General features: G+C 48.1%; 29 protein-coding genes and 8 pseudogenes. 26 read left to right on the plus strand and 11 right to left on the minus strand.

The window, feature by feature from the left end:
* Window positions 1-442 (minus strand): YkgJ family cysteine cluster protein (locus JCM10550_RS15575; RefSeq protein WP_157200361.1); only part of this gene is annotated, 442 nt, incomplete at its 3' end.
* A 102-nt stretch (window positions 443-544) separates the two neighbouring features.
* Between JCM10550_RS15575 and JCM10550_RS15580 the strand changes: the two are divergent.
* Window positions 545-1,740, plus strand: a pseudogene (locus JCM10550_RS15580) (NDP-sugar synthase).
* Here the strand turns inward: JCM10550_RS15580 and JCM10550_RS15585 are convergent.
* From JCM10550_RS15585 to JCM10550_RS15590, 3 genes are all read right to left on the minus strand, one after another.
* Window positions 1,737-2,531, minus strand: coding sequence for a CBS domain-containing protein (locus tag JCM10550_RS15585; protein WP_062400520.1), 795 nt, complete (start codon window positions 2,529-2,531; stop codon window positions 1,737-1,739). The pseudogene JCM10550_RS15580 and the gene JCM10550_RS15585 overlap by 4 nt on opposite strands.
* Window positions 2,532-2,596: 65 nt before the next feature.
* On the minus strand, window positions 2,597-2,752 hold the full coding sequence (locus tag JCM10550_RS23825) for an Hsp20/alpha crystallin family protein (protein WP_245619381.1): 156 nt from the start codon (window positions 2,750-2,752) through the stop codon (window positions 2,597-2,599).
* Complete coding sequence (locus tag JCM10550_RS15590) at window positions 2,695-3,066, minus strand: hypothetical protein (RefSeq protein WP_062400478.1); 372 nt, start codon at window positions 3,064-3,066, stop codon at window positions 2,695-2,697. Before JCM10550_RS15590 ends, JCM10550_RS23825 begins: the two co-directional genes overlap by 58 nt.
* 173 nt (window positions 3,067-3,239) lie before the next feature.
* On the opposite strand from JCM10550_RS15590, the gene JCM10550_RS15595 reads away from it, so the two are divergent.
* Both JCM10550_RS15595 and JCM10550_RS15600 read left to right on the plus strand, forming a co-directional pair.
* Window positions 3,240-3,920 (plus strand): hypothetical protein, encoded by a 681-nt coding sequence (locus tag JCM10550_RS15595; protein ID WP_062400480.1) that lies wholly within the window; start codon window positions 3,240-3,242, stop codon window positions 3,918-3,920.
* Window positions 3,921-4,035: 115 nt separating this feature from the next.
* The gene (locus tag JCM10550_RS15600) at window positions 4,036-4,227 is read left to right on the plus strand and encodes a thioredoxin family protein (RefSeq protein ID WP_062400482.1); all 192 of its coding nucleotides are present in this window, start codon (window positions 4,036-4,038) and stop codon (window positions 4,225-4,227) included.
* On the opposite strand, the gene JCM10550_RS23830 is transcribed toward JCM10550_RS15600, so the two are convergent.
* Window positions 4,222-4,428, minus strand: a complete 207-nt coding sequence (locus JCM10550_RS23830) for an HVO_0476 family zinc finger protein (protein ID WP_245619383.1) — start codon at window positions 4,426-4,428, stop codon at window positions 4,222-4,224. The genes JCM10550_RS15600 and JCM10550_RS23830 overlap by 6 nt on opposite strands.
* On the minus strand, window positions 4,329-4,802 hold the full coding sequence (locus JCM10550_RS15605; protein WP_245619379.1) for an HVO_0476 family zinc finger protein: 474 nt from the start codon (window positions 4,800-4,802) through the stop codon (window positions 4,329-4,331). Before JCM10550_RS15605 ends, JCM10550_RS23830 begins: the two co-directional genes overlap by 100 nt.
* 89 nt (window positions 4,803-4,891) lie before the next feature.
* Between JCM10550_RS15605 and JCM10550_RS15610 the strand changes: the two genes are divergently transcribed.
* Window positions 4,892-5,383, plus strand: a complete 492-nt coding sequence (locus JCM10550_RS15610) for a DUF371 domain-containing protein (protein WP_062400484.1) — start codon at window positions 4,892-4,894, stop codon at window positions 5,381-5,383.
* Here JCM10550_RS15610 and xseB read toward each other — a convergent pair.
* Genes xseB through JCM10550_RS15620 form a run of 3 tightly spaced genes read right to left on the minus strand, consistent with a single transcriptional unit; the run spans window position 5,316 to window position 6,712 of the window.
* A complete protein-coding gene (xseB, locus tag JCM10550_RS17665; protein WP_083475571.1) occupies window positions 5,316-5,498 on the minus strand; it encodes an exodeoxyribonuclease VII small subunit in 183 nt (60 codons plus the stop codon). The two genes, JCM10550_RS15610 and xseB, sit on opposite strands and share 68 nt — an antisense overlap.
* Complete coding sequence (xseA, locus tag JCM10550_RS15615) at window positions 5,482-6,177, minus strand: exodeoxyribonuclease VII large subunit (RefSeq protein ID WP_062400486.1); 696 nt, start codon at window positions 6,175-6,177, stop codon at window positions 5,482-5,484. Before xseA ends, xseB begins: the two co-directional genes overlap by 17 nt.
* The gene (locus JCM10550_RS15620) at window positions 6,140-6,712 is read right to left on the minus strand and encodes an exodeoxyribonuclease VII large subunit (protein ID WP_172673940.1); all 573 of its coding nucleotides are present in this window, start codon (window positions 6,710-6,712) and stop codon (window positions 6,140-6,142) included. The genes xseA and JCM10550_RS15620 overlap by 38 nt, the downstream gene beginning before the upstream one ends.
* An 87-nt stretch (window positions 6,713-6,799) precedes the next feature.
* Between JCM10550_RS15620 and JCM10550_RS15625 the strand changes: the two genes are divergently transcribed.
* The 22 genes and pseudogenes from JCM10550_RS15625 (at window position 6,800) to JCM10550_RS15725 (ending at window position 20,942) form a co-directional block, all read left to right on the plus strand.
* Complete coding sequence (locus JCM10550_RS15625; protein ID WP_062400490.1) at window positions 6,800-7,324, plus strand: TIM barrel protein; 525 nt, start codon at window positions 6,800-6,802, stop codon at window positions 7,322-7,324.
* Between the two features lie 417 nt (window positions 7,325-7,741).
* Window positions 7,742-8,983, plus strand: a pseudogene (locus tag JCM10550_RS15635) (hemolysin family protein); the annotation flags it as partial.
* 60 nt (window positions 8,984-9,043) lie between these two features.
* Window positions 9,044-9,662 (plus strand): annotated as a pseudogene (gene purN / locus JCM10550_RS15640) (phosphoribosylglycinamide formyltransferase).
* A 355-nt stretch (window positions 9,663-10,017) separates the two neighbouring features.
* On the plus strand, window positions 10,018-10,260 hold the full coding sequence (locus JCM10550_RS17670) for a YhbY family RNA-binding protein (protein ID WP_083475573.1): 243 nt from the start codon (window positions 10,018-10,020) through the stop codon (window positions 10,258-10,260).
* 81 nt (window positions 10,261-10,341) lie between these two features.
* Window positions 10,342-10,791 carry a 30S ribosomal protein S19e gene (locus JCM10550_RS15650; RefSeq protein WP_062400496.1) on the plus strand — a complete coding sequence of 150 codons (450 nt, stop codon included), beginning with the start codon at window positions 10,342-10,344 and terminating at the stop codon, window positions 10,789-10,791.
* 14 nt (window positions 10,792-10,805) lie between these two features.
* Window positions 10,806-11,147, plus strand: coding sequence for a DNA-binding protein (locus JCM10550_RS15655; RefSeq protein WP_062400498.1), 342 nt, complete (start codon window positions 10,806-10,808; stop codon window positions 11,145-11,147).
* On the plus strand, window positions 11,144-11,755 hold the full coding sequence (locus JCM10550_RS15660) for an arginosuccinate synthase (protein ID WP_062400500.1): 612 nt from the start codon (window positions 11,144-11,146) through the stop codon (window positions 11,753-11,755). Before JCM10550_RS15655 ends, JCM10550_RS15660 begins: the two co-directional genes overlap by 4 nt.
* Window positions 11,752-11,905: pseudogene (locus JCM10550_RS17675) on the plus strand (50S ribosomal protein L39e). Before JCM10550_RS15660 ends, JCM10550_RS17675 begins: the two are co-directional and overlap by 4 nt.
* 4 nt (window positions 11,906-11,909) lie before the next feature.
* Window positions 11,910-12,176 (plus strand): 50S ribosomal protein L31e, encoded by a 267-nt coding sequence (locus tag JCM10550_RS15665; protein ID WP_062400502.1) that lies wholly within the window; start codon window positions 11,910-11,912, stop codon window positions 12,174-12,176.
* Between the two features lie 4 nt (window positions 12,177-12,180).
* A pseudogene (locus tag JCM10550_RS15670) lies at window positions 12,181-12,844 on the plus strand (translation initiation factor IF-6).
* Window positions 12,845-12,849: 5 nt separating this feature from the next.
* A complete protein-coding gene (gene rpl18a / locus JCM10550_RS15675; RefSeq protein WP_062400522.1) occupies window positions 12,850-13,041 on the plus strand; it encodes a 50S ribosomal protein L18Ae in 192 nt (63 codons plus the stop codon).
* Window position 13,042: 1 nt separating this feature from the next.
* A complete protein-coding gene (pfdA, locus tag JCM10550_RS15680) occupies window positions 13,043-13,492 on the plus strand; it encodes a prefoldin subunit alpha (RefSeq protein ID WP_157200364.1) in 450 nt (149 codons plus the stop codon).
* A gap of 6 nt (window positions 13,493-13,498) precedes the next feature.
* Window positions 13,499-14,632, plus strand: a complete 1,134-nt coding sequence (gene ftsY, locus JCM10550_RS15685; RefSeq protein ID WP_062400506.1) for a signal recognition particle-docking protein FtsY — start codon at window positions 13,499-13,501, stop codon at window positions 14,630-14,632.
* A gap of 2 nt (window positions 14,633-14,634) precedes the next feature.
* A pseudogene (locus tag JCM10550_RS23835) lies at window positions 14,635-15,440 on the plus strand (signal recognition particle receptor subunit alpha); the annotation flags it as partial.
* A gap of 195 nt (window positions 15,441-15,635) precedes the next feature.
* A complete protein-coding gene (locus JCM10550_RS23840) occupies window positions 15,636-15,959 on the plus strand; it encodes a hypothetical protein (protein ID WP_245619384.1) in 324 nt (107 codons plus the stop codon).
* A gap of 5 nt (window positions 15,960-15,964) precedes the next feature.
* Window positions 15,965-16,546 (plus strand): tRNA (pseudouridine(54)-N(1))-methyltransferase TrmY, encoded by a 582-nt coding sequence (gene trmY / locus JCM10550_RS15695; RefSeq protein ID WP_062400508.1) that lies wholly within the window; start codon window positions 15,965-15,967, stop codon window positions 16,544-16,546.
* Window positions 16,537-17,805 (plus strand): tRNA pseudouridine(54/55) synthase Pus10, encoded by a 1,269-nt coding sequence (locus JCM10550_RS15700; RefSeq protein WP_062400510.1) that lies wholly within the window; start codon window positions 16,537-16,539, stop codon window positions 17,803-17,805. The genes trmY and JCM10550_RS15700 overlap by 10 nt, the downstream gene beginning before the upstream one ends.
* Window positions 17,806-17,809: 4 nt before the next feature.
* The gene (locus tag JCM10550_RS15705) at window positions 17,810-18,103 is read left to right on the plus strand and encodes a 50S ribosomal protein L21e (protein WP_062400512.1); all 294 of its coding nucleotides are present in this window, start codon (window positions 17,810-17,812) and stop codon (window positions 18,101-18,103) included.
* A gap of 22 nt (window positions 18,104-18,125) precedes the next feature.
* A complete protein-coding gene (locus tag JCM10550_RS15710; protein ID WP_062400514.1) occupies window positions 18,126-18,476 on the plus strand; it encodes an RNA polymerase Rpb4 family protein in 351 nt (116 codons plus the stop codon).
* A gap of 10 nt (window positions 18,477-18,486) precedes the next feature.
* A pseudogene (locus JCM10550_RS15715) lies at window positions 18,487-19,050 on the plus strand (DUF655 domain-containing protein).
* A pseudogene (gene rsmA / locus JCM10550_RS15720) lies at window positions 19,047-19,833 on the plus strand (16S rRNA (adenine(1518)-N(6)/adenine(1519)-N(6))-dimethyltransferase RsmA). The pseudogenes JCM10550_RS15715 and rsmA overlap by 4 nt, the downstream one beginning before the upstream one ends.
* Window positions 19,834-20,348: 515 nt before the next feature.
* Window positions 20,349-20,942 carry a HemK2/MTQ2 family protein methyltransferase gene (locus JCM10550_RS15725; protein WP_062400516.1) on the plus strand — a complete coding sequence of 198 codons (594 nt, stop codon included), beginning with the start codon at window positions 20,349-20,351 and terminating at the stop codon, window positions 20,940-20,942.
* 54 nt (window positions 20,943-20,996) lie between these two features.
* Here the strand turns inward: JCM10550_RS15725 and JCM10550_RS15730 are convergent, their stop codons facing one another.
* Window positions 20,997-21,608 (minus strand): hypothetical protein, encoded by a 612-nt coding sequence (locus JCM10550_RS15730; protein WP_062400518.1) that lies wholly within the window; start codon window positions 21,606-21,608, stop codon window positions 20,997-20,999.
* A gap of 553 nt (window positions 21,609-22,161) precedes the next feature.
* Complete coding sequence (locus JCM10550_RS17680; RefSeq protein WP_083475574.1) at window positions 22,162-22,305, minus strand: hypothetical protein; 144 nt, start codon at window positions 22,303-22,305, stop codon at window positions 22,162-22,164.
* Window positions 22,306-22,324 lie beyond the last annotated feature (19 nt).

Here is a 22,324-nt window from a genome sequence, read left to right on the forward strand (position 1 = left end):
ATGAAGCCTCTTCTTCCCAGTTATCATCCGGCAGAACAGTGATCGTCGTCTTCCACCACTCTGAGAATGCGTCATCATCCGTAAGGAGGGATCCTTTCCCTTTTATCCGTGCCACCGATCTCCCCCCCGCCGCATCGAAAACCCTCATTCTGCAACACGTAAAGTCCTTGCAGAACCGTGGAGCAGAATCAAATATGATACAGGGATACTCACCATTCTCCTCACACAAAAAGGGGCACCACCCTTCGGTTACCGATCGTGCCTCAGCAAAATCAAAATCATCACGGTATTTGCGGGGTATCGTTGCATAAACAGTTTCATTCGCGATCTCATGTTTAACGACGACCTGATTCATTCCCATCTGGCCGATAACGCGGACATATTTGCCCATACCAAAGCAGCACCTGCCGCACTTCGTGCAGGAAAAGTCCTCATGCTCCATATCTGGTGAATGGAAGGAATCCTATGTTATTCTATCGATTCTGTGATAATCACATTCCCTATACCGACAGGGTTTAACCCGAAGTACGACAACATGTGTTGTATGAAGGTATGTATCATGTGTGGCGGGGAGGGACCCGCCTGCGGCCGCTGACCTTTGAACGGCCAAAGCCCTGCATCCCAATTGTCAATACCCCCCCTTCAATCATCCACCTTGTAGACCATCTGTCCAACCTCGGATTCACCGATATTGTGGTAACACTTGGCTACAAAGGGGGGGATGACATACAAAATACCCTCGGCGACGGTTCACTCTTCGGCGCGGAAATAACCTATGTACGTGACCCGGTCAAACTGGGCACTGCGGGGGGGAGTGTAAAAAATGCTGAAGAATACCTGAATGATTCTCCATTTCTCGTGGTGGGCGGAGACCATATCACTGACATCGATCTCCTCCAGTTTTACCGGGAACATCTCCGTGGTGACGCAATAGCTTCTATCGGCCTCATCTCCATTGATGAACCATCAGAATACGGAATCGCAGAAATCGATGTGAATTATGAGATTATGCGATTCACCGAGAAACCATCACCCGGCCAGATCTTTTCCAACCTTGCGAGTACGGGGATGTATGTCTGCAATCCGGAAATCTTTGAATACATTCCGGAAAATACCAAGTTTGACTTTGCCAAAGATCTCTTCCCTGTCCTCATGGAACAGCCGGAAACACATATTTCAGGTTGGCTTGCACGCGGAAACTGGTCTGATGTCGGAAGTCCGCGTTCCCTGCGAGAAGCAGAACACTGGAAACTGCAGGAGATGTCATACACCAACATATCGGGTGACATCACCATCAAGGGAGCAACCGTCCATGGCCCGGTTCATTTCGGTGAAGGCGTGGTTATTGGTGAAAATTCAAAGATCATCGGCCCGGTATCCATCGGTTCCGGCACGGTTATCGGAAACAGGGTGATCATCGGCCCCCCCTACACATCTCTTGGAAACGACTGTGTCATCCGCGAAGGGGGGGTGAAAGTATTCTCGTCATCCATTTATAACCATGTCCATATCGGAGCAGATACCACGATAAGCGGCAGTATCATTGATAATGAAGCGGCAATACGGGAACAGTGCAATATTGAGAATGACACCGTAATTGGCCCGCGGTCGGTCATAAAACAGGGCAGTATCGTTCATTCAAAAACAAGGATATGGCCGGAAGCAGTCATCCCGGAGCACAGTGTTGTGACAGAGGATTATCTGAATCCGGACTACGAAACGCATTGTTCCGGTTCTTAACCCTGTTTGACCAGGCGATGGGTCAATGCAACAAGGGGGGGATGCCGGGCATAATCGAGGATTTTGATATCATCAAGGGTTGAAAGGTGCATGTCGCGTGCAGTCCGTTCAAGGCCAAGCTCAATATCCTCATCAATTTCAATAATATAGGCATCCAGTTCCTTTATTCCAAGGCGGTGGGCAGCAACCGCACGGTGGTGTCCATCTACAAGCACAAACCTTCCGGGACGCCGGACAACCATAAGAGGTTCGGCAAGTCCTTTTTGTATTTCATACATTCTCCCTTCAAGTTCATCCTGATATATTTTTGACTGGGTGGGGAGAATATTTTGTATTGCAACTCTTCCCCCCCTGACCATTGTGGGTTCGACATCATGCAGCTGGCGCAGTGTGTCAATGAATTTAAAGACCTTATCGGGCGACACATGCTCAATCTGAGACCGGATCACATCTGCATTTGATATAATTCCAATGAGATTGTTATCATCATCAACCACAGGAAGTTTCTGTATCCCAGACCGGAATATCACACGGGCTGCGTCATTGATGTCCATATCAGGAGCTGCGACAATCAGGTGACGGGACATGAGCTTCTCAATTGGAGTATGCGGATAAACAAAGAGAAGATCGCGGGCAGAGACGTAACCGACTACCTTCCGATTATCAATTACAGGAAATCCATCGTGATGCGTATCACGGATTGCATTTATAACATCTTTTGCAGTCCCCCCCTTTGCATCAATGGAGACAACATCATAAGTCATATAGTCGCGGACCTTCTTTTTGTCCATTATTCCCACTATTACATCGGATAATTCATAATCATTCGGGAAGAATCCACGCACTACCAAAAAAATTAATCTATGGGAATGAGACTCCCTGATTCCGGGAGTGCCTTCCTGAGCCGGATTTCCAATACTCCATTACGGAAGGTTGCACTGGCCTCTTCGTCAATTACTTCTGCCGGAAGGGATACAACACGTCGCATGTTTCCAGAAAGACGCTCCCGGATATAATATTCCGATCCCTCGGATTCCCCCCCCTTGGTTCCGACACATTTACAACAGATAATTCCAGATTTAGGGGATTTATCAGCCGTATTGTGAGATCTTTTTTATCAACTCCCGGCAGGTCGGCAACGACGATCACTTCGTCCATCTCTTCACGTACATCAACCCTGAATTCTCTTTTTAATGCTGGTCTGACCATTGAAGGGAGTGATGCTCCGGTAGTTATTGTGTTCTGCACACGGGACTCCCATTCTGCCATCATTTCATCAAGTTCATTCCAGAGAAGAGCAAATGGATATCTTCTTCTTCGAATCATAATATCTTCCCCCCTTTTGCTGGCGATCCATTGCGGTGATTATACTGGATCAACAGATCCAGATACTGACCGTATGAGGGATAAAGGTTTCCCGTCTGGACATCTCATGATGCTACCGTTCAGACCTACGACAATATACATGTTTAATACAGAAAAGAGTTGAAATAATACTAATGGCAAAACAGAAGAGCGCAAAGAACAATGATGAATGGACAAAAACCCTCACAAAGGTATTTGTTGTCTTCATTCTGATATCATGCGTGCTCGGGTTTACCCTCACGATGGGTTTTTTCTCGATATTTAAAACAGCAGCAGATGGATCAGGTATTGTTGTCAGTTACACAATCCGTGATGACAGTGGCGTCGCCGTGCTTTCGTCAGACCAGACTGTAATTGAAAACGAAGGCGTAGTAGCAGGTGTCTCAAAACCCTTGCAGATGGTCATTGGTCAGAATTATTCTGATTTTATTGTACCAATTGATGTGTATATGTACCCTGCCGGTGTTACGTCCTATGCTCTCTTTGAGCCTGAACTGACAACCATTGCTGATGAATCAAAGGGGATGCACGAAGGAGATACAAAGACCGTTTTATTCCCATTCGGAGAGACAATGACACGGGAGATGACGGCAGAACAGTATGGCCTCATCGGGGGAAACTATTCAGAAGCAGTAACCGGGATGTGGATTCCCCCCCTTGGATTTGCACCAAAACCGGAAGTGGTCCTCGAAAATGAAACCGCACCTGAAACTGTTTCCACCAGAATGGCAAAGATAGTTGGAATGAATAACGATACCCTGACAGTGCAGTATGGATACGCCTCTGCAGACATCGCTATCACTCAGCTCGTCTGAAACAAACAGTTTCATATATTCTTTTTTCCTTTTTACCAGTATGACAGTAGAGATACTATGTTTCCATCAGGATGGGTGTCCCGGTTGTGAGGAGCAGAGAACAATCAATCACGAAATGGAAGAAACGCTGGGAATCACTGTAACTGATATTGATGCAGTAAAGACAGAAGGAGCCATTCAAAAATACGCCCTGCATGTCACACCCACCATTCTGGTTCTGGTTAACGGGACAGAGAAAGAACGAATGGAAGGAATTACTCCGGGTCCGGTTCTTGAAAAAAAACTAAAAAAATATATCGGATTATAAGCGGGTGCCATACACCCGGCGGATTTTCCGCGCATATGCCTTCCATCCCTCTTTTCTCATCATCGATCCGTTTCGCAGTTTAATATGCGTTATGCGGACACTCAGACCATCAATATTTTCAATACTCCCAATTTCAAAATCACGTTCACCATCACAGCGGAGATAACAGGGAATGGTGCGCATACCATCATGAACGGAAATTTTTGCAACCACAGTGTCAATGAGCCGTGTCCAGAGAGCGGTAATCTCCAGTGCCGTGCACGGGACGGGCGACGTGGTCCCACCTCAATGCCACAGACCTCAACCGTATATACTTCCTCTCCTACTTCAGCAACAAAAAATCCCCCGATATAACAGACATCCGATTCATTTAGTTCGATTGTCCCGACTTTAGAGCAATCTTCATCACTGATGATTGTCCGGACAACAATTGGTTCCGGGGGGGAAAGGGGGGGACGCGGCACATGATGGATATGGCTGCACCCCTCACACTGAACCAGAAGGTCAGATGACTCTTTCAGGATACGGTGAGTTGTCTCTTCCCCACAAATGGGACAGAGTACTTCATACGTCATTGGCTATGGTATTGGCACTATACAGGGATTAACCTGAGCCTGAAAGCAGGTAATAATTTGAATATGGCAGTCAAATAGTATTCCTGTCAATGGATAAACGACAATGTGAGAGACTGGTCTGCCGTGGCCATCCGAATATCAGGGCGCTGCACCAGTCCACGTTTGAAATCACAAAAGAAGAACACCTCACATACAGTGGAACATGCATTATTGGTGTGCATGCAGACAAAGGATTATGTGACCTGAATCCGGAATTCAGAAAATCTCTCGCATCTGATGCCGCACTTCTGGTGACCACCCTCTCTGCAGGGACAGAGACCTGTACCATTACCGCGCGGGGGGGAAGCAGCAGGTTGACATTAAATCATCCTACCGATCTTGTCTGGAGAAGAAGTTCCTATATCGACAGTAGGACCATTGCAATTCACGCTGATTTCACCGCGAAAACAATTCCACGGGAACTAATTGCTGCAATTGCAGATGACAAAAAAATGAAGGTAGATCTGGAAATATTCATGATTCCTGAAGAAGAACGATCTTCAGCTCCGCAGATTCAAGCATTTTTTCACAGGTATTTATAAGCTCCATCCCATGTTCGTAATGGGTGAGCATCTCTTCAAGCGGAACGGCGCCCGATTCAAGTATTCGTATCAGCTCTTTGAGTTCCTTTAGATTTTCTTCATATGTCCGTGTCATGCGTCACCTCATGGATACCGGCCCGTGCAGAACCATCGCTAAAGCCAAGTGAAACTTCATCATCAGGAGACAAAGATCCTGCCGATGTGATGAGAAACCCATCTTTTTTGACCAGTACGTAACCCCCCCGCTGCACCGGCCCATACGGGTCAAGGCCCGCGAGTCGTGTTTTTTCTGTGGCAAGGATCATGCGTCTCCTCTCACAATCCCTGCATACAAGCATGAGAATTCGCTCACGCATTTCATTCATATACTCCTGTTCACGGGAAACCTGCACCCGGAGTCTATCAGGACGAAGCCTGAGGCGGAAATCCTCGATATCCGAGTGGAAACGGTATAAATAACGCCCAGCAGTCTCAGAGGTACGCTGTTTAAGTGTTACAAGCTCCTGTTTCAGTTCTTTTTTGTCCGGAACAACAAGCTCCGCTGCTGCAGACGGGGGGGTGGGCGCCCGGACATCCGCGGCATAATCAATGAGTGTCGTATCAACTTCATGTCCAACAGCGCTGACAACCGGTGTCCGGCAGGCACTAACTGCCCGGACCACCTCCGGATGATTAAATGAGAGGAGGTCTTCAAATGAACCGCCTCCCCGCCCTACAATGACAACATCAGCCTTCCCGTCAAGAGCACGAATGGCATCAGCAATCTGATGTTCTGACCCTGGCCCCCTGAACACTGCATGGAGACAGGAGAAGCGTCACGGGAAATCTGCGCGCAATCACCTGCTCAATATCCCGGCGTGCAGCACCTGTTTCTGCGGTCACCACTCCGACAACCTGTGGATAGCAAGGCAGTGGCTGCTTCTTTGACAGCGCAAAGTGTCCTTCTTCTTCCAGGAGCTGTTTCCACTGGTTTATCAGCTGATAAATCTCACCGCGGCCCGTTTCCTCCATTTCTCTCGCAATAAATTTGTACTCGCCACCCGGTTCATAGAGATCCACCGACCCGTACACCCGTACACGCATGCCATTGACCGGAGTAAAGGTCAGTTCGCTCCCATAACTTTTCCACATGGCACAGCGGATCACCGAGGGACGCGTACCCGGGTCCTCAGAGAGCGAAAAATACCGGTGACCTGACCGGTGGTGAATATAGTTCGTCACCTCCCCCCCTTCAACCCAGACATTTTTAATGCGGTTGTCATCAAGGAGTGATGCAATTACTGCTGTCAGGGAAGAAACGGAATATATGCCGGAATCCCCGGGTCCCATGCCTCCCATTGGTCGCATGAACACTATTTTTATCGCGTTCCCTTATGAATACCGTGTATCAGACATACGGGGGGGTAAAAGGCTATTATGAAACGGATGAAAAAGAAGAGTATGACGACGGTTGGGGGGGCATCAACCATGTTTTTCCATGAATACGCAATAGATATCATCTTTGACGCTTTCACCGATGCCGGATGCGATGCCATGGAATTCTGGCTGGAAACCCCTTCATTCTGGCTAAAAAACCTGCCCACAGATATTCTTCTGGATGCCATCCATACGCACCCTGCCATCCGGTCCGTCAGTGTTCATGCACCGGTACTTGATCTGAATCCATGCTCAGTGAACCCTGATGTGGCAGAAGTCTCCACCCACTGGGCCTGCCGGGCGGTTACCATCGCAGAACAGATCAATGCCTGCGCGGTAACCATTCACCCGGGCAGAAGAACGGCAAAGCGTCCGGTATCCTTTGCTGACAAAGAACGTCTGGCACATTATCTTTCAGAAGTAAAAACCTGTGCGGCATCTGCAGGTATATCCGTTGCACTTGAAAATATGGAGCATCAGGTAAATTCCCTTCTTCCCACCCACGGGATTTTATATCACTGTTAAAGAAGGAATCATGGCTCTCTTTCACGCTTGATACTGCACATACTTTCACCGGGGGGGGAAACAGGAGGCAGAGGAGTATATCAAACACCTTCATAGCCGTATTGCAGTCGTTCATGTCAGTGCCTGTATTGATGGCAGAATGCACTGCAGGGCAAAGGACAATGGTGATGTGGCACATGTACTCGCACTTCTTGCTGAATATGGATATGCAGGACCTCTGATACTTGAGATTGAGGATCTCACCTTTCAACCGGACTATCCCTCAGGAAAAAAATTGAGATTCTGTCGGATGAAACTGCCTGGGTCAGAACATTTTTTGATTGAGCGCTGCTTTTATCTGGGAAAGAGTGCATAAATCAGAGAGTAACTCATATATGAATCAAATATTATCAGAACCGCCGGAGGCGGCATAGTGCAATGATTGAATATAATTTTGCACTGATTATTTTTGTTTTGTGCCTGCTCTTTTCCGGGTTCTTCTCGGGATCAGAGGTGGCATTGATCTCAATCAATCCTGCAAAGGTGAGAACCCTTGTTGAACAGAAAAAGGTCGGGTCTGAGGCACTTGAACGTCTGAAAGCTGATCCCGATCGCCTGCTTATTACCATCCTTATTGGCAATAATCTGGTCAACATCGCTGCGGCATCAATTGCGACAGCGATTGCCATTGCCATCTGGGGAGAAATTGGAATTGGTATTGCAACATTTGTAACAACCATTCTGATGCTGACGTTCGGGGAAATCATCCCCCCCAAGACCTATGCGGCCAGGTCTTCGGAAAAGGTAGCTCTCGCAGTCTCTCGTCCGATATTGTGGCTGTCATATCTTCTCTACCCGCTGTTCTGGGTCATCGACATTGGAAAAAGTATCTTTTCACGGAACCGTGAAGTGAAACCAACGGTCACAGAAGACGAAATAAAACAGTGGATTGATGTTGGAGAAGAAGAGGGTACAATCGAAGAGGAAGAACATGAGATGCTCTACCGGGTATTTGCATTCTCAGATACGCGTACCAGGGAAGTCATGATGCCACGGGCAGATGTGGTGATGATAGACAGGAAAAGTTCTCTGGAAGATTCAATCAATATCTTTAATGAAACCGGATTTACCCGCCTGCCTGTCTACGAAGAACAGATTGATAACATCATTGGCGTATTAAACGTGAAGGACGTCTTCAGCGTCATATATTCACCCGGGCCAAATGCTGAAATCCCTGACCTTGTCTACGAAGCGTATTTTGTTCCGGAATCCAAGGAAATAGATGATCTTCTGCGTGAAATGCAGAAGCGCAAGGTTCATCTTGCAATCGTTGTGGATGAATATGGCACATTCGCAGGCATTGTCACCGTAGAGGATATTCTTGAGGAACTGGTCGGGGAAATAATGGATGAATTTGATGAAGAAGAACCCGATATTCAGAAAATCAATGACTGGGTGTATCTCATTGATGCACGCGCATGGGTTGAACGCGTCAATGAAGACCTGAAAATTACCCTCCCCCCCACCAGTGAATCCTATGAAACAATCGGAGGTTTGATCATTGATCAACTGGGCCAAATCCCCCCCAATAAAGGCGAAGTTGTTACCATTTCTGAATCCGGAATTCGCCTGATGGTGATGAAGATGAATGACCGTCGCATCGAAAGTATCAAACTCATATTCCCGATGGACAGGGTATATACACGAATCGTTAAGATAGAATTCTGCCAACATATGGGTATGAAACGCATTGCGGTGCTTGCATCAGGAAGAGGCTCCAATTTTCAGGCAATAATTGACAGGGTATGTGACGGAACAATCCCGGCAGAGTTTGCCTGCCTCATCACTGACAATCCATCTGCGTATGCGATAAAACGGGCAAAAAACCATAACATATCCGTATCTGTCGTCAGTTTTTCTGATTATCCAGATCGTGAATCATATAATCAGGCACTGGAAAATGCAATGCAGGAATCAGGTGCTGATCTCTTTGTCCTTGCCGGTTACATGCGCTTGTTAAAACCTGAGACCGTACGTCGCTTTGCCGGAAAGATGATCAATATTCATCCTGCCTTCTGCCAAGCTTTTCCGGTCTCCATGCCCAACAGCAGGCACTGGATTACGGCGTGAAAATAGCCGGATGCACCGTACATTTTGTTGATGAAGGTATGGATACCGGACCGATTATTCTCCAGTACCCGGTGGTTGTGCTCAGTGACGATACGGAAGAATCACTTGCAGCAAGAATTATGGAGTTTGAACATGTGTCTCTTCCCCCCAGGCAGTGAAACTCTTCTGTGAAGACCGGCTCGAGGTATCCGGGAGAACAGTCATCATCCATGATCATCAGGATGAGTGAAATTCATCATCAAAGAAGACAAATCTAACAGAACAAATGGGTGGAAAGAAACGGCAGCAAAAATCAAGGCGTCCGATTGCAAAGGAACGTATTGAAATCCTCTTTTCAGAGGCAGAAAATAACGCGCACAATAATCAGGACCGGGCACGGGAATATATCATGCGGGCGCGCCGTATTGCAATGAGAGAACGAATTGCAGTCCCCCTGATATGGAAAAGAAAATTTTGCAGGAAATGCTCTTCATTTCTTATTCCCGGAATAAATGCACGAATACGAATTCACCAGAGCAGAATCATCATAACCTGTCGGGTATGTGGCCATCAATGGCGCTGCCCCCCCGTAGGGAGGGGATATCATCGATAAAACAGCAGCATCGCAGTTAAAAGCGACTATATGGATTGGAAAAAGCGGAGTCACGGAACAGACCTATGAAGAAATCAGGCGCCAGATCAAGGATCGGGGCATGGTAAAGATAAAGTGGCTCAGGAGTACAGACGTGGATCCGGCGGGGATTGCAACTGCCTGTAAAGCAGAACTGGTGCAGACACGGGGGGGCCGCACCATGGTTCTTGCGCGGCAAAGAAAAATCTCTCGCTGAGATGCGTTCTCGGAATATTTAAATCAATATCTTACCTATATGTAAAGACTGCTAATAGGCATACTAGAGAGTGGTAAACAGATGACAACCGTATATGATTTGCCTGCAGATGTTCTGATCAGTAAAACAGCTGAAGAACTCAAGGCAATGGAGACAGTGGAAGCACCGGACTGGGCAGCATTTGCCAAGACAGGTGTCCACAAACAGGCAGCACCATTCGATGAAGACTGGTGGTACACCCGTGCGGCAGCAGTTCTGCGCCGTATCTATGTGGACGGACCAATTGGTGTAGAGAGAATGAGATCATTCTACGGCGGAAAGCAGAACCGTGGCTCAAACCCGGACAAGTTCCGGAAAGGATCCGGATCAGTAATTCGAAAAGTGGTCCAGCAGCTTGAAGGCGAAGGACTCATTGAGAACGCTGATAAAGGTCGCAAGATCACCGCAAAAGGAAAATCATTCCTTGACGGTGTTGCACACGGTCTCAAAGCAGATGCTGTAGAGCAGAACCCGGCACTCGCAAAATACTGATGAGGTAACAATAGATGGGAGACGACGAGCTGAACGAACTCCGCCGGAGAAGAATGGAGGATCTCCAGCGCCAGCAACAACAGCAGGGCGCGGTAGATGAGGAGATGGCACGCCAGCGACAACAGCAGGAAGCACAGATCCACATGGTCCTCATGCAGATCCTGGAACCGGAGGCACGGGAGCGGTTGAACACCATCAAATTGACCCGTCCGGAATTTGCTAAATCTGTTGAGCAGCAACTGGTCATCCTCGCACAGAGTGGACGTCTTCGTGACAAGATCTCTGACGAGATGCTCAAAAGTCTTCTCGGACAGCTTACGCCGAAAAAGAAAGATTACAAGATAACCCGAAAATGAAGGCAGGAATTCTCTTCTCCGGAGGAAAAGACAGCTCTCTTGCGGCCCTCATGCTCTCCAGAGATTATGAGGTTGAACTGAATACGTTCGTCTTTGATGAACGCAGGACGGTTCCACAACTTGAGAGTGTGGCAGATGCCCTTGGATTTCCTTTTGTGAAAAGAGTATTTGAGTCGGGTTTTCTGGACACGGTTGTCGAAATGATGGTGTCGACGGGATATCCCAACGATGCCATCAACCTTGTGCACAGGAACGCCGTCAGGACTCTAGCGGAGTCCTATGACGTTATAGGGGATGGAACACGCCTGAATGACCGTGTTCCAATGCTCAGCCTGCCAGAGGTTCAGAGCCTTGAAGCAAGGCATGAGTGTTCCTACGTGCGACCTCTGCTCGGATTCGGAAAAACGGAAGTGGAACGCCTGGCGAGCAGGCATTTCACCATATCCTATGGTGAGACCGGAAAGATCCACAACGGAGACTATGAACACGAAATCCGGGCAGCATTCAGCGCACGAGGTATCGATCCGTATACAACATTCCCAAACCACCACCAGCAGTCTCTGGTTACCGGGTGGAAGGATAAAACAAAACTGGTGATGAAACCATGAGTAAACCAACAAAAGGCCGAAAAATCCGGCTTGCAAAGGCATGTGAACAGAATCGCCGTGTCCCGGCATGGGTGATGGTAAGAACCAAGCGCAATGTAGTCAGCCACCCCCCGCCGCCGTAACTGGAGACGCAGTTCCTTGAAGGTGTAAGATAATGGCTAACATTCTCAATGAACAGATCTATATCATCCCTCTCAGGGATGTCAAGAAGGCTCCCCGGTGGAGAAGGAGCCAGCGTGCAATGAAAGATATCCGTTCTTACCTCATGAAGCACATGAAGAGTGATGACGTGAAACTTGACCAGACAATCAATGAAAAAGTCTGGGAACGGGGGGGATCCGAAAAGCCTCCTCGCAAGATTCGCATCCGTGCCATGAAATTTGAGGACGGACAGGTTCAGGCTGAACTTGCGGAAGAGTAAAACAATGACTGAAACGATCGATATCGCAGGCAACGAACATATCGGAGTATATTGCAGGGCATTTGACGATGTGGCATTTGTTGCATCTGATGCTCCGGACCGGTTTATCCAGGTAGTTGGAGAAGAACTTACCGTACCGGTTGTAAAGACAAATATACAGGGAAGTTCGATCATTGGATCACTTCTTGTAGGGAACAACCACGGGTTCATCGTAAGCGGCATGGCAACGCCTGAAGAGATAGCAGTACTTCAGGAGTACCGTGACGTTTTGAGACTTGAACGTGGCATGAACGCTGCCGGAAATATCATTCTCGCAAATGATGACCTTGCGATAGTTCACCCGGATATGCCAGAACGCTTTGCGGAGGAGATCGCAGAATTTCTTAATGTTCCGGTTCTCATGATGCCAATAGGCGGCGTACCTACAGTCGGAATGACTGCAGTTGCGACCACCCCGTGGCATTCTTCTTCCTCCCAGAGCATCCCAGCAGGAGATAGAAGCAATTGAAGAATATACTGACCTACCCGTTGGTACAGGAACGATTAACATGGGCACCAATCTCATTGGAACGGGCCTGATTGCGAACAATTTCGGCTATGTGGCCGGAAGTGCAACAAGCGGATACGAGCTTAGCAGAATTGAAGAAGTATTTGGATTTGTGGAGTGATGGGGATGACAGACAAAAATTTTGAGATTACCGGTGAATACCGGGAACGCAAAGTATGGAAACCTTTTACCAAAGTAATTGCGGCACCGAACGAGAAAGTCGCTGAAGAGCGGACATTCACCGTCATCGGCAGTAAGCACCACCTGATGAGAAACTACATCAATATCAAAGCAATTACCCCGATTAATGGTGAATAATATGGAGAATGTTGACGCCCGCGAACTCCAGATGCTGGAACAGTATCTTGAACAGTTCACACAGCAGGTTGAAGCATACTCCCGGCAGCTTGAAATGCTGGAAAATCGACGGATGGAGACTGCTACTGCAGTTGAAACCCTGAATAATCTGGCTGGCCAGGAAGAACCGACAGTACTTCTCCAGATCGGTGGCGGCGCAAGCCTGAGAGTACATGTGCCCGATACGGATCAGGTGCTCTTAAACATCGGTGCCGATGTGGTTGTTGAACGGACAAACACTGAAACAGTGGATTATCTTGGAGAGCGTATGACCGAAATGGAAGCGCTTGCCAAAAAAATTGCTGAGTCCATCGAACAGGTCCAGAAACAGGGTCGCGATGTTGCCAAAAGAATGGAATCGGCATATTCACAGGCCCAGTCCCGGATGGATCCGGGGGGGATTCAGGGCTGATATGGCATGTTTGATTCTCTGAAATCAAAACTGAGAGGAGTACGCAGCAGATTTTCCCGTGAATTCGAGGACTCTTTTATTGAAGAAGTCTCAGGGGGGGACAGTGAGATATCATCTCCTTCCCCGGAAACTGCCTCTGAAAAGATCTCAGTAGAGAACCAATCATCGCGTACAGCTGAGTTTCCGGATAAAACAGAACCTGAAGCTAAAACCGAAACCGAACCTCCTTCAGAACCAAAGAAGGAAAAAGTAGCCTTTTCTGCAAAAATTCGTTCCCTGGTCAAAGATCGGGAAGTCCACATATCTGAGAAAAAGATTGAAGGACCCCCCCTTCAGGAACTTGAATTAGTTCTGCTCGAAAATGATGTTGCGCTTCAGACAGTGGACGCCATATCAGAACAGATGCGCAATGAACTGACCGGGAGCACAAAAAAGATTGGTTCATCCATTGACACTATGGTAATGGATGCCCTCAGAGATGCCCTCCTCAATGTCCTTGGTGAAGGGTTCCTGCTCACCACCTACATTGATACCCATGACCATCCGGTGAAAGTTCTCTTTACCGGTGTCAACGGTGCGGGAAAAACAACAACCATTGCGAAGGTGGCAGCCTACCTGAAAGGTGAGGGTTATTCGGTTGTCATCGGTTCGGGAGATACATTCAGAGCCGGTGCAAACGAACAGATGCAGACCCATGCCGACCGTGTCGGTGTCAAAGTCATCCAGCATCAGGAAGGTGCAGATCCGTCTGCCGTCCTGTATGATGCGGTGGAGTATGCAAAGGCACATGGCATCGATGTAGTCCTTGCAGACACTGCAGGACGATTCCATAACCGGGCAAACCTGATGAACCAGCTGGCGAAAATTCGCCGTGTCTTTAGCCCGGACATTGTGGCATATGTCGATGAGGCCGTTGCCGGGAATGACGCTGTCATCAGGGCAGAAGAATTTAACAATGCGGTAGGAACAGATGTTGTTGTACTGACAAAAGCTGATATGGATATCAAAGGAGGTGCTGCAATATCAATTGCGCACACCATCGGCCGACCGATCATGTTCCTTGGAACAGGGCAGGAATATACCGACATCATTCCATTCGAACCAAAAGCCGTAGTCAGTGACCTTCTCGGAGATGAATAATAATGCTGGACAGATTTGGTAGCGGACTGAAGGATGCTGTAAAGAAACTTGCAGGAAAATCTGTCATCGACAAAGCAGCAGTCGATGAACTGGTCCGTGATCTTCAACGGGTGCTCATCCAGTCAGATGTAAATGTGAAGCTCGTCATGGAGCTCACAACGACCATCAAAAAACGTTCTCTTGAAGAAGAGCCACCAAAGGGAATGGGAGCACGCGAACATGTACTGAGAATTGTATATGAAGAGCTTGTCAACCTGATGGGAGAGGAAGTCGATGTCAAACTTGAATCCCAGACCATCCTGATGGCCGGTCTTCAGGGAAGCGGAAAAACAACGACAACCGGCAAACTTGCACGTTTCTTCCAGAGAAAAGGACTCCGTGTAGGGTCATCTGTGCTGATGTATTCCGGCCCGGTGCATACGATCAACTCAGCACACTCTGCCAGAAGGTCAATGTGCCCTGCTATGGAGAGCCAGGTGAGACAGATGCTATTGGCATCGTCACCCGTGGAATGAAAGAACTGACCGGCACAGAAGTGCTTATCATCGATACTCAGGGCAGACATGCACTTGAGAATGAACTCATTGAGGAGATCATTGCACTGAACAAGCTGTCCCATGCCACACACCGCTGGCTGGTCATTGATGCTGCGCTTGGTCAGCAGGCACGGGAACAGGCGCGCAGGTTCCATGAAGCAATAGACATTGACGGCGTTATCATTACCAAAATGGATGGTACCGCAAAGGGAGGTGGCGCTCTTTCTGCCGTGGCAGAGACCAAATCTGGCATTGTATTCGTCGGAAGCGGTGAGACGATAGAGGATCTTGAACGCTTTGACCCCCCCGACGGTTTCATATCCCGTCTGCTTGGAATGGGAGACCTCAGGGCACTCGTTGAGCGTGCCGAAGAGGCGATATCCCCTGAAGATGTGGATGTCAATGCCATGCTCAAAGGGAAATTTACTCTTCGCGACATGTACAAGCAGCTGGAAGCCCTGAAAAAGATGGGCCCCCCCTTAAAGCAGGTCATGAATATGCTTCCGCTGGGAAATGTCGACCTCCCTCAGGACGCCTTTGACGTAACATCGGTGAAGATGGACCGCTTTAAATATATCATGGACTCGATGACAGACGGAGAACTTGACAATCCCGGCGTTATCAGTGGTTCACGAATCCAGCGGATATCAGTGGGTTCCGGCACCTCACCCGAGGAAGTGCGCGAGCTAATCAAATATTACAAAACCATGCAGCGTACTCTGAAAACGATGCGCGGCGGACAGGGCAAGTTCAACATGCAGCGCATGATGAAAAAATTCGGCGGGATGTAACCGTTATGAAACAGTTTATCGTCATCGGGCATCTCGCACGGACAGATGGAGACTTTTCTCTCAACGATATGCCGGGTGGGGCAGGAAGAATTGATGTCCTCTGCAGATGCGTAAATTCATCATTTTTCCTTTCCCATGACCTCAGACGTGATATGGAATGCTATCTGGTGTTATTGGGTGAACCGGATCCCCCCCAAAAGACCATTTTATTCAGGGGAGATTCTCTCCGGTATCTCAGTCCAGACGAACGGAGTGCAGGATCCCTCATCAAAAAGGCCCTCGCACTGCCATGTGACGAAGAGTTCCGGGAATCAACACCCGGAGTATATGTCCGCAGGGGAGGTCTCAAAGAGCTCCTCGCAGAATTTAGTCCGGTACTTCTTGATGAAGACGGCACAGATATCCGGGATATGGAAAAGCTTCCGTCAGCCTATCTCCTCTCAGACCACCAGAATTTCTCCGAGAGTGAGAGTGCAATGACGGATCATCTGCCGCGAGTCTCGGTCGGTCCGGCAGTTCTTCATGCCGACCATACCATCACGGTGGTTCTCAATGAAATGGACAGGAGGGAAAAATCATCGGAGTAATCGAAGAAACACGGGAAATACTTGCATATGGAACAATATGCAATCACTGCCTCGGAAGATTTTTTGGTAAACGTTCATTCGGACTTGCCAATGAAGAACGGGGGGGCCGGGCATTACGTACGGCACTTGCACTTGAAGACAATTATCCCTACACAGAAGAGACAACACCCTGCTGGATCTGTGGAAACATGTTTGATGAAACAGATGCATGGGCAGAACGAATTGAAGAGAGTGTGCAGGGTATTGAATTTAAAACGCTGTTGGTCGGCTGCCGGGTACCACCCATTATGGCAGAGAGCGAAGAGATGGTCTGGAGTGACATCGGCCTGACATCTCCGGAGACACTGAAGGCACAGTTCAATCGTGAAGTAGGCAAGGCCTTCTCTGCCAGAAGCGGTTCAGAAGTTGATTTCAAACGTCCGGATCTGGTTGCAGTCTGCAATCCTGCTGACAACACGGTGGAAATAGAGATCAACCCCCCCATCTACATCTATGGCAGATACCGGAAATATGAACGGGGGGGTATTCCCCAGACCAGATGGCATTGCCGTGAATGTCATGGAGAGGGCTGTGAACGCTGCAACTTCACCGGGAAGATGTATCCGGATTCTGTTGAGGAACTCATTGGCAGGCCGGTCACGGAATGCTGCAGCGCTGAAGATGTGATTCTCCATGGTGCCGGCAGAGAGGATATCGATGCCCGTATGATCGGAACCGGAAGGCCGTTTATCATGGAAATCGTTCATCCGAATATGCGCAGCATTCCCCTTTCTGTACTCGAAGAAAGGATAAATTCCACTGCAGAGGGCCGAGTAACTGTTATGCTTGATCATATCAGTGACCGCCGCGAGGTGGAAACAATTAAATCGGGAAAAGCGCATAAGAAATACAGCATTCTGGTAGAAGTAGACGGCGATTTCTCTGATGATGACGTCAGATTATCCCTGTCTGCCCTAAAAGGGGGGGCGTCAATATCGCAGCGCACCCCTCAGAGGGTAGCTCACCGAAGGGCAGACAAAGAGAGAAAGCGAGACGTCATTGATATCTACCTGAGAGGCGTTGAGGACGGCCAATACCGAATTGAAGTCCTCGGAGACGCAGGCCTTTATATCAAAGAGCTCATCTCAGGCGATGAAGGGAGAACAATTCCGAGCCTCACTGAATGCATTGGGGGGGCACCCGCAAAGGTAACAGCCCTCGACGTTATTATGGTCGAAGGTGTTGTTCCCGAAAAGGAAAACAAATTCCAGGAGGATTAGATAAATGGCACATCACAACGGTCCACGAAAAAAGACTCGCGGTAAATTCAAGAAAGCGCTGAGGCGACGCGGTATGGCACCAGTAACTACCATCATCCAGTCATTTGATGAGGGAACAAAAGTTCATATCGTAATTGATTCCAGCATTCAGAAAGGCATGCCTCACAGGCGTTTCCATGGAAAGACAGGTACTGTTATCGGGAAACGTGGACGCGCATGGGTTCTTGAGATAAAAGACGGTAACAAAACAAAGACTGTCATCTCAAAACCACAACACCTAAAACCACAAAAACAATAATTTTCACAGGGACGGGATTGGCATGAATGTTAAAGGAATTGTCGATGAAGAGAGAATTACATTATCAGAAGTCAGGGAAACGCTTCTCGCAGTAGAAGCATCCAGACTTGAATCCGGCAGTGAACTTCCGTACGAACTCCGCAGGAGTATCGAGCATGCCAACCAGTTGACGAAAACAAGTGCAGTAAACGCACGTTCACTTGTGGATAAACTGTTGACACTCGAAAAGATTAAACCGGACATTGCATACCGCATTGCAAATCTTATGCCACGGACCAGAGATGAACTCAGGGCCATCTATGCAAAAGAACGGTTTACTCTTTCCGGTGAAGAACTTGATGAGATAATTGAACTGGTTATCACCCATTACTGAGGGAAAACCAATGCGTTCTGACAAGAAAGAAATCTATGCAGTTGTTATTGAGTATCTGCTCCATGGTAGGAGTGATACAGGTGGAAGGCAACAATATAAGCATGAACCAATTGTTCAGGCTGTTGGGAAAGACCAGTTCAAGCTTCTTGAGCTTGTTCCAAAAGTCGATACCATTTCGATTAATGATGAAGTCTACATCGGCGATAAGGAACGTGACAAAATTGAACGGGTAAAGCGTCGTATCGGATATTCTGATCTTACCCAGACTGCAAAGGTTGAACTGCCATTTGCAATCGAGCATAGTCAAAGATGATGAGGAGCGGTATGTTGCTTTTTACAATAATGCTGTCCCTATTTCAATCAAACTCCACATGCTTCACCTGCTACCTGGCATTGGAAAAAAGCTGATGCAGGAAATTCTTACCGAACGACAAAAACGTCCGTTTACAAGTTTTTCTGACATTAGTGAACGCATCAAGACTATCCCCCCCACCCGGAACAGATGATCGTAAAGAGAGTGTTAGAAGAGATCCAGGATCCGGATATTAAATACCGGATCTTCACATCACAATGAAAGCACCTCACGATCAACATTTTTTAACTGACAAAAAGGCAATTGAGCGGATCGCCTCCGCAGCTGACGTTTCGGGGGAAACGTGTGCTGGAAATTGGTCCGGGAGAAGGACCGCTGACCCGTGCACTGCTGGATCATGGCGCCATCGTTACTGCAATTGAACTTGACTCGGATTTAATTGAATACCTGAACAACCGTTTTCACCGTGAAATACGATCGGGTGATCTTACCCTGATTCACGGAGATGCCGTGAAATGTGTTTACCCGCCATTTGACATATCAGTTTCAAACCTTCCGTATTCCGCATCTTCAAAGATTACATTCAGGCTTCTTGAGGCAGGATTTGAGGAGGCCATACTGATGTATCAGAAGGAATTCGGACAGCGAATGATTGCCCCCCCCGGTACCTCCGGCGTTGGCAGGCTTTCGATTATGGTGCAGACCTATGCAAAGGCAAAACCAATAATGCAGCTTTCAGCAAAGGCATTCTCCCCCCCTCCGCCTGCGGTGCAGTCCTGGGTTATGCGCATCACTCCGAGAGAACCGCCGCACCCAATTGATGATCATCAGTTTTATGCCCTTGTTGTACGGGAACTCTTTTCGTACCGCAGAAAAACCATACGAAAAGCCCTGCGGATATCAGCAGGCAGTATCGGAAAAGAGCGTGTGGCAGCAATTGAAGAGAAGATCCCGGAAGAGATCCTCAAAAAAAGACCAGAAGAACTCCTGCTGAGTGACTTTGCAAAAATTGCAAATGCAGGATCTTCGGGAAATAAAGAATAATCACTTTTTCGCGTGTTCTGCAGGCCGTGGCCTACAATTCACATTACTTCGGACAAAATCCAGAAATCCGGTTAAGCAACGTTTAAATAACCCCCCCAAAAAGGGCTTTTGTCAGGGATAAACGCATCCACACAGAAGCCCGGAGCGGGCCGATCTCAACCAAAGACAACCTGCAGATCCTTTCTAAATTTTCCATCAACAACGACCCCCATATTAATCCGCAATCCTCGATTATTTTTGCAAATAAAAGGCATTTGGGTTGTCATTTCTCGGCAACAAAAAAGAACAGAAAATACGTCCATTTTACCTTCCAATTCCCTAATACAGGGGGGGATCAAAGAGGGTGAAGAAAGGGTGACAAAAAGGGGGGGAATCCCATCCGTGTGCCATCCCAATGATTGACTCCCATACAATAATGGAATAAAGCATCCCCCCCTCATGGTTAACAGTCAACAGAGTATCCAGGGAAAGAACTTATCGGGTAACATACAATGTAATAGGAAGAGACAGCAGGAATGAACCCAAAAGCACCTGAATATCATGAACAGGTATATCAGCCTGAAGCAGATACTTATCTGCTCCTTTCATCAGTCAAAAACGAAATCCGAAACATTGACACGGTCCTTGAAGTGGGAACAGGAAGCGGCATCATCGCACGAGCATGCAGTGAGCGGGCCCGGTGTGTTGCAACCGATGTAAATCCCCCCCATGCATGCAGGATGGCCCATCAGATGGGTGTGGAAGTCGTCCGTACCGACCTTTATGCCGGACTGAAAGGGCCGTTTGATCTGATCGTATTCAACCCTCCCTATCTTCCGACAACAGAGAACGAACGGATAAACGACTGGCTGGAGTATGCACTTGACGGGGGGGGTCCGGACGGCAGGGCCGTCATCCACCGGTTTGCATCCGACCTGCAGCGTATCCTTCATCCCCCCCATGGACGGGTGCTTCTGTTGGTCTCATCTCTGACCGGTATTCAGGAGACCCGTGAACTCTTTGCAGAGCAGGGATTTTTGTCATACATTGTCAGTGAGGAGACCACAGAAGGGGGGGAACGTCTGGTGGTCTTCCGAATCACCCATGACCTTTGCAGCCTTAGAGACTGAAGCAAAAAAAGAAGGATATAAAAATACCTTTTGGGATGGAGATGCGACCCGATTCTATGTCCGGTGAAACATGCGATCCAGTTCCTTATGCGAATATGAAAGAATGACCGGACGTCCGTGCGGACAGGTGTAGGGTTCACTGGTGTGGGACAATTGAAGAACCAGACGTTCCATCTGTTCCTGTGTCAGGGGACTGCCTGCCTTGATTGCTCCCCCCCGGCATGCAATAGTCGCGGTGATGCGATCAGATTTTTCATCAGCTGTTTTTCGGCTTTCGATTACCAGATCAGAGACAATATCGTGGATCATCTCTGTTCCCAGACGTTTGCCAAGAACCATCGGTACTGCCCTAACAACAAACGCATCGGGCCCGAATTCATCAACAATAAAACCCAGTTCCAGCAGGATATCAATATTTGCTGAAAGAGCCAGTTTTTCTGCAGTATTCAGTTCGACAACAAGCGGCACCAACAGCTCCTGCCTCTGGATACTGCGATCCCTCCGCCTGCACAACTGATCATAGAGTATGCGTTCATGGGCGGCATGCTGATCGATGATCAACAACTCGTCATTGTCACGTGATGCGGCCAGAATGTAGCCATCAGCCACCTGACCGATAATCCGCATCGATGGCAGAAGATTCTCTCCGGTCTCCCCCCCGTCCATATTACTTGTGAGGCGAAGCTGTTTATCTGTCGCCGCATATTTGATGTGAAGCCGCTCTGGCTGAGCAGCCCGTGAAGAGGTTTCCGTGATTGGGGGAATCGCCTCAGATACTCCCGGAACGTTTTCAGGGAGATGATGATATACAGATGTCTTGCTGCCTGTTGAGTCCGCAGGTGTATCACCCAGAGTCTGGTCAGGTGTCCGAAGCGCATCTTTGATCGCACCGGAGCTATCATTGATGGTCTCATTTTTTTGGTACAGGTGAATGGAACAGCTACCTGTAATGAACGCAGGTGTATCACCACAAGTTGGGCTAGATGTCCGAAAGGTATCTCTGATATCATCAGATATGTCTCTGATGATCTCTTGTTTCCTGCTCAGGTGAACGTCTGGGTTTCCATTTGAGGGAGAATGTGTATCACCATGATTCTGATCAAGATTCTGAGGTGCATCTTTAATATTGTCTGATATCTCTCTGACGATCTCGTTTTTTCGGCTCAGCTGAGTGTTCCGACTGCCTGTTGGAGGAGAGGGGGTATCATGGTGAATCAGATCAGTTGTCTGAAGCGTATCTCTGACGACGCTGGATATCCCACGGAATATTTCTTTCTCCCGGCTCAGACGAATTTCCCCGTTTTGCAGGGTGAACGTTCACATCTACGAGCGATGTGTCGATTTTGATACTCAGATACGCCATAGGAAACCGACCTTTGGGG

The sequence above is a fragment of the Methanogenium cariaci JCM 10550 genome, from assembly GCF_001315945.1.
Lineage (GTDB): Archaea > Halobacteriota > Methanomicrobia > Methanomicrobiales > Methanomicrobiaceae > Methanogenium > Methanogenium cariaci.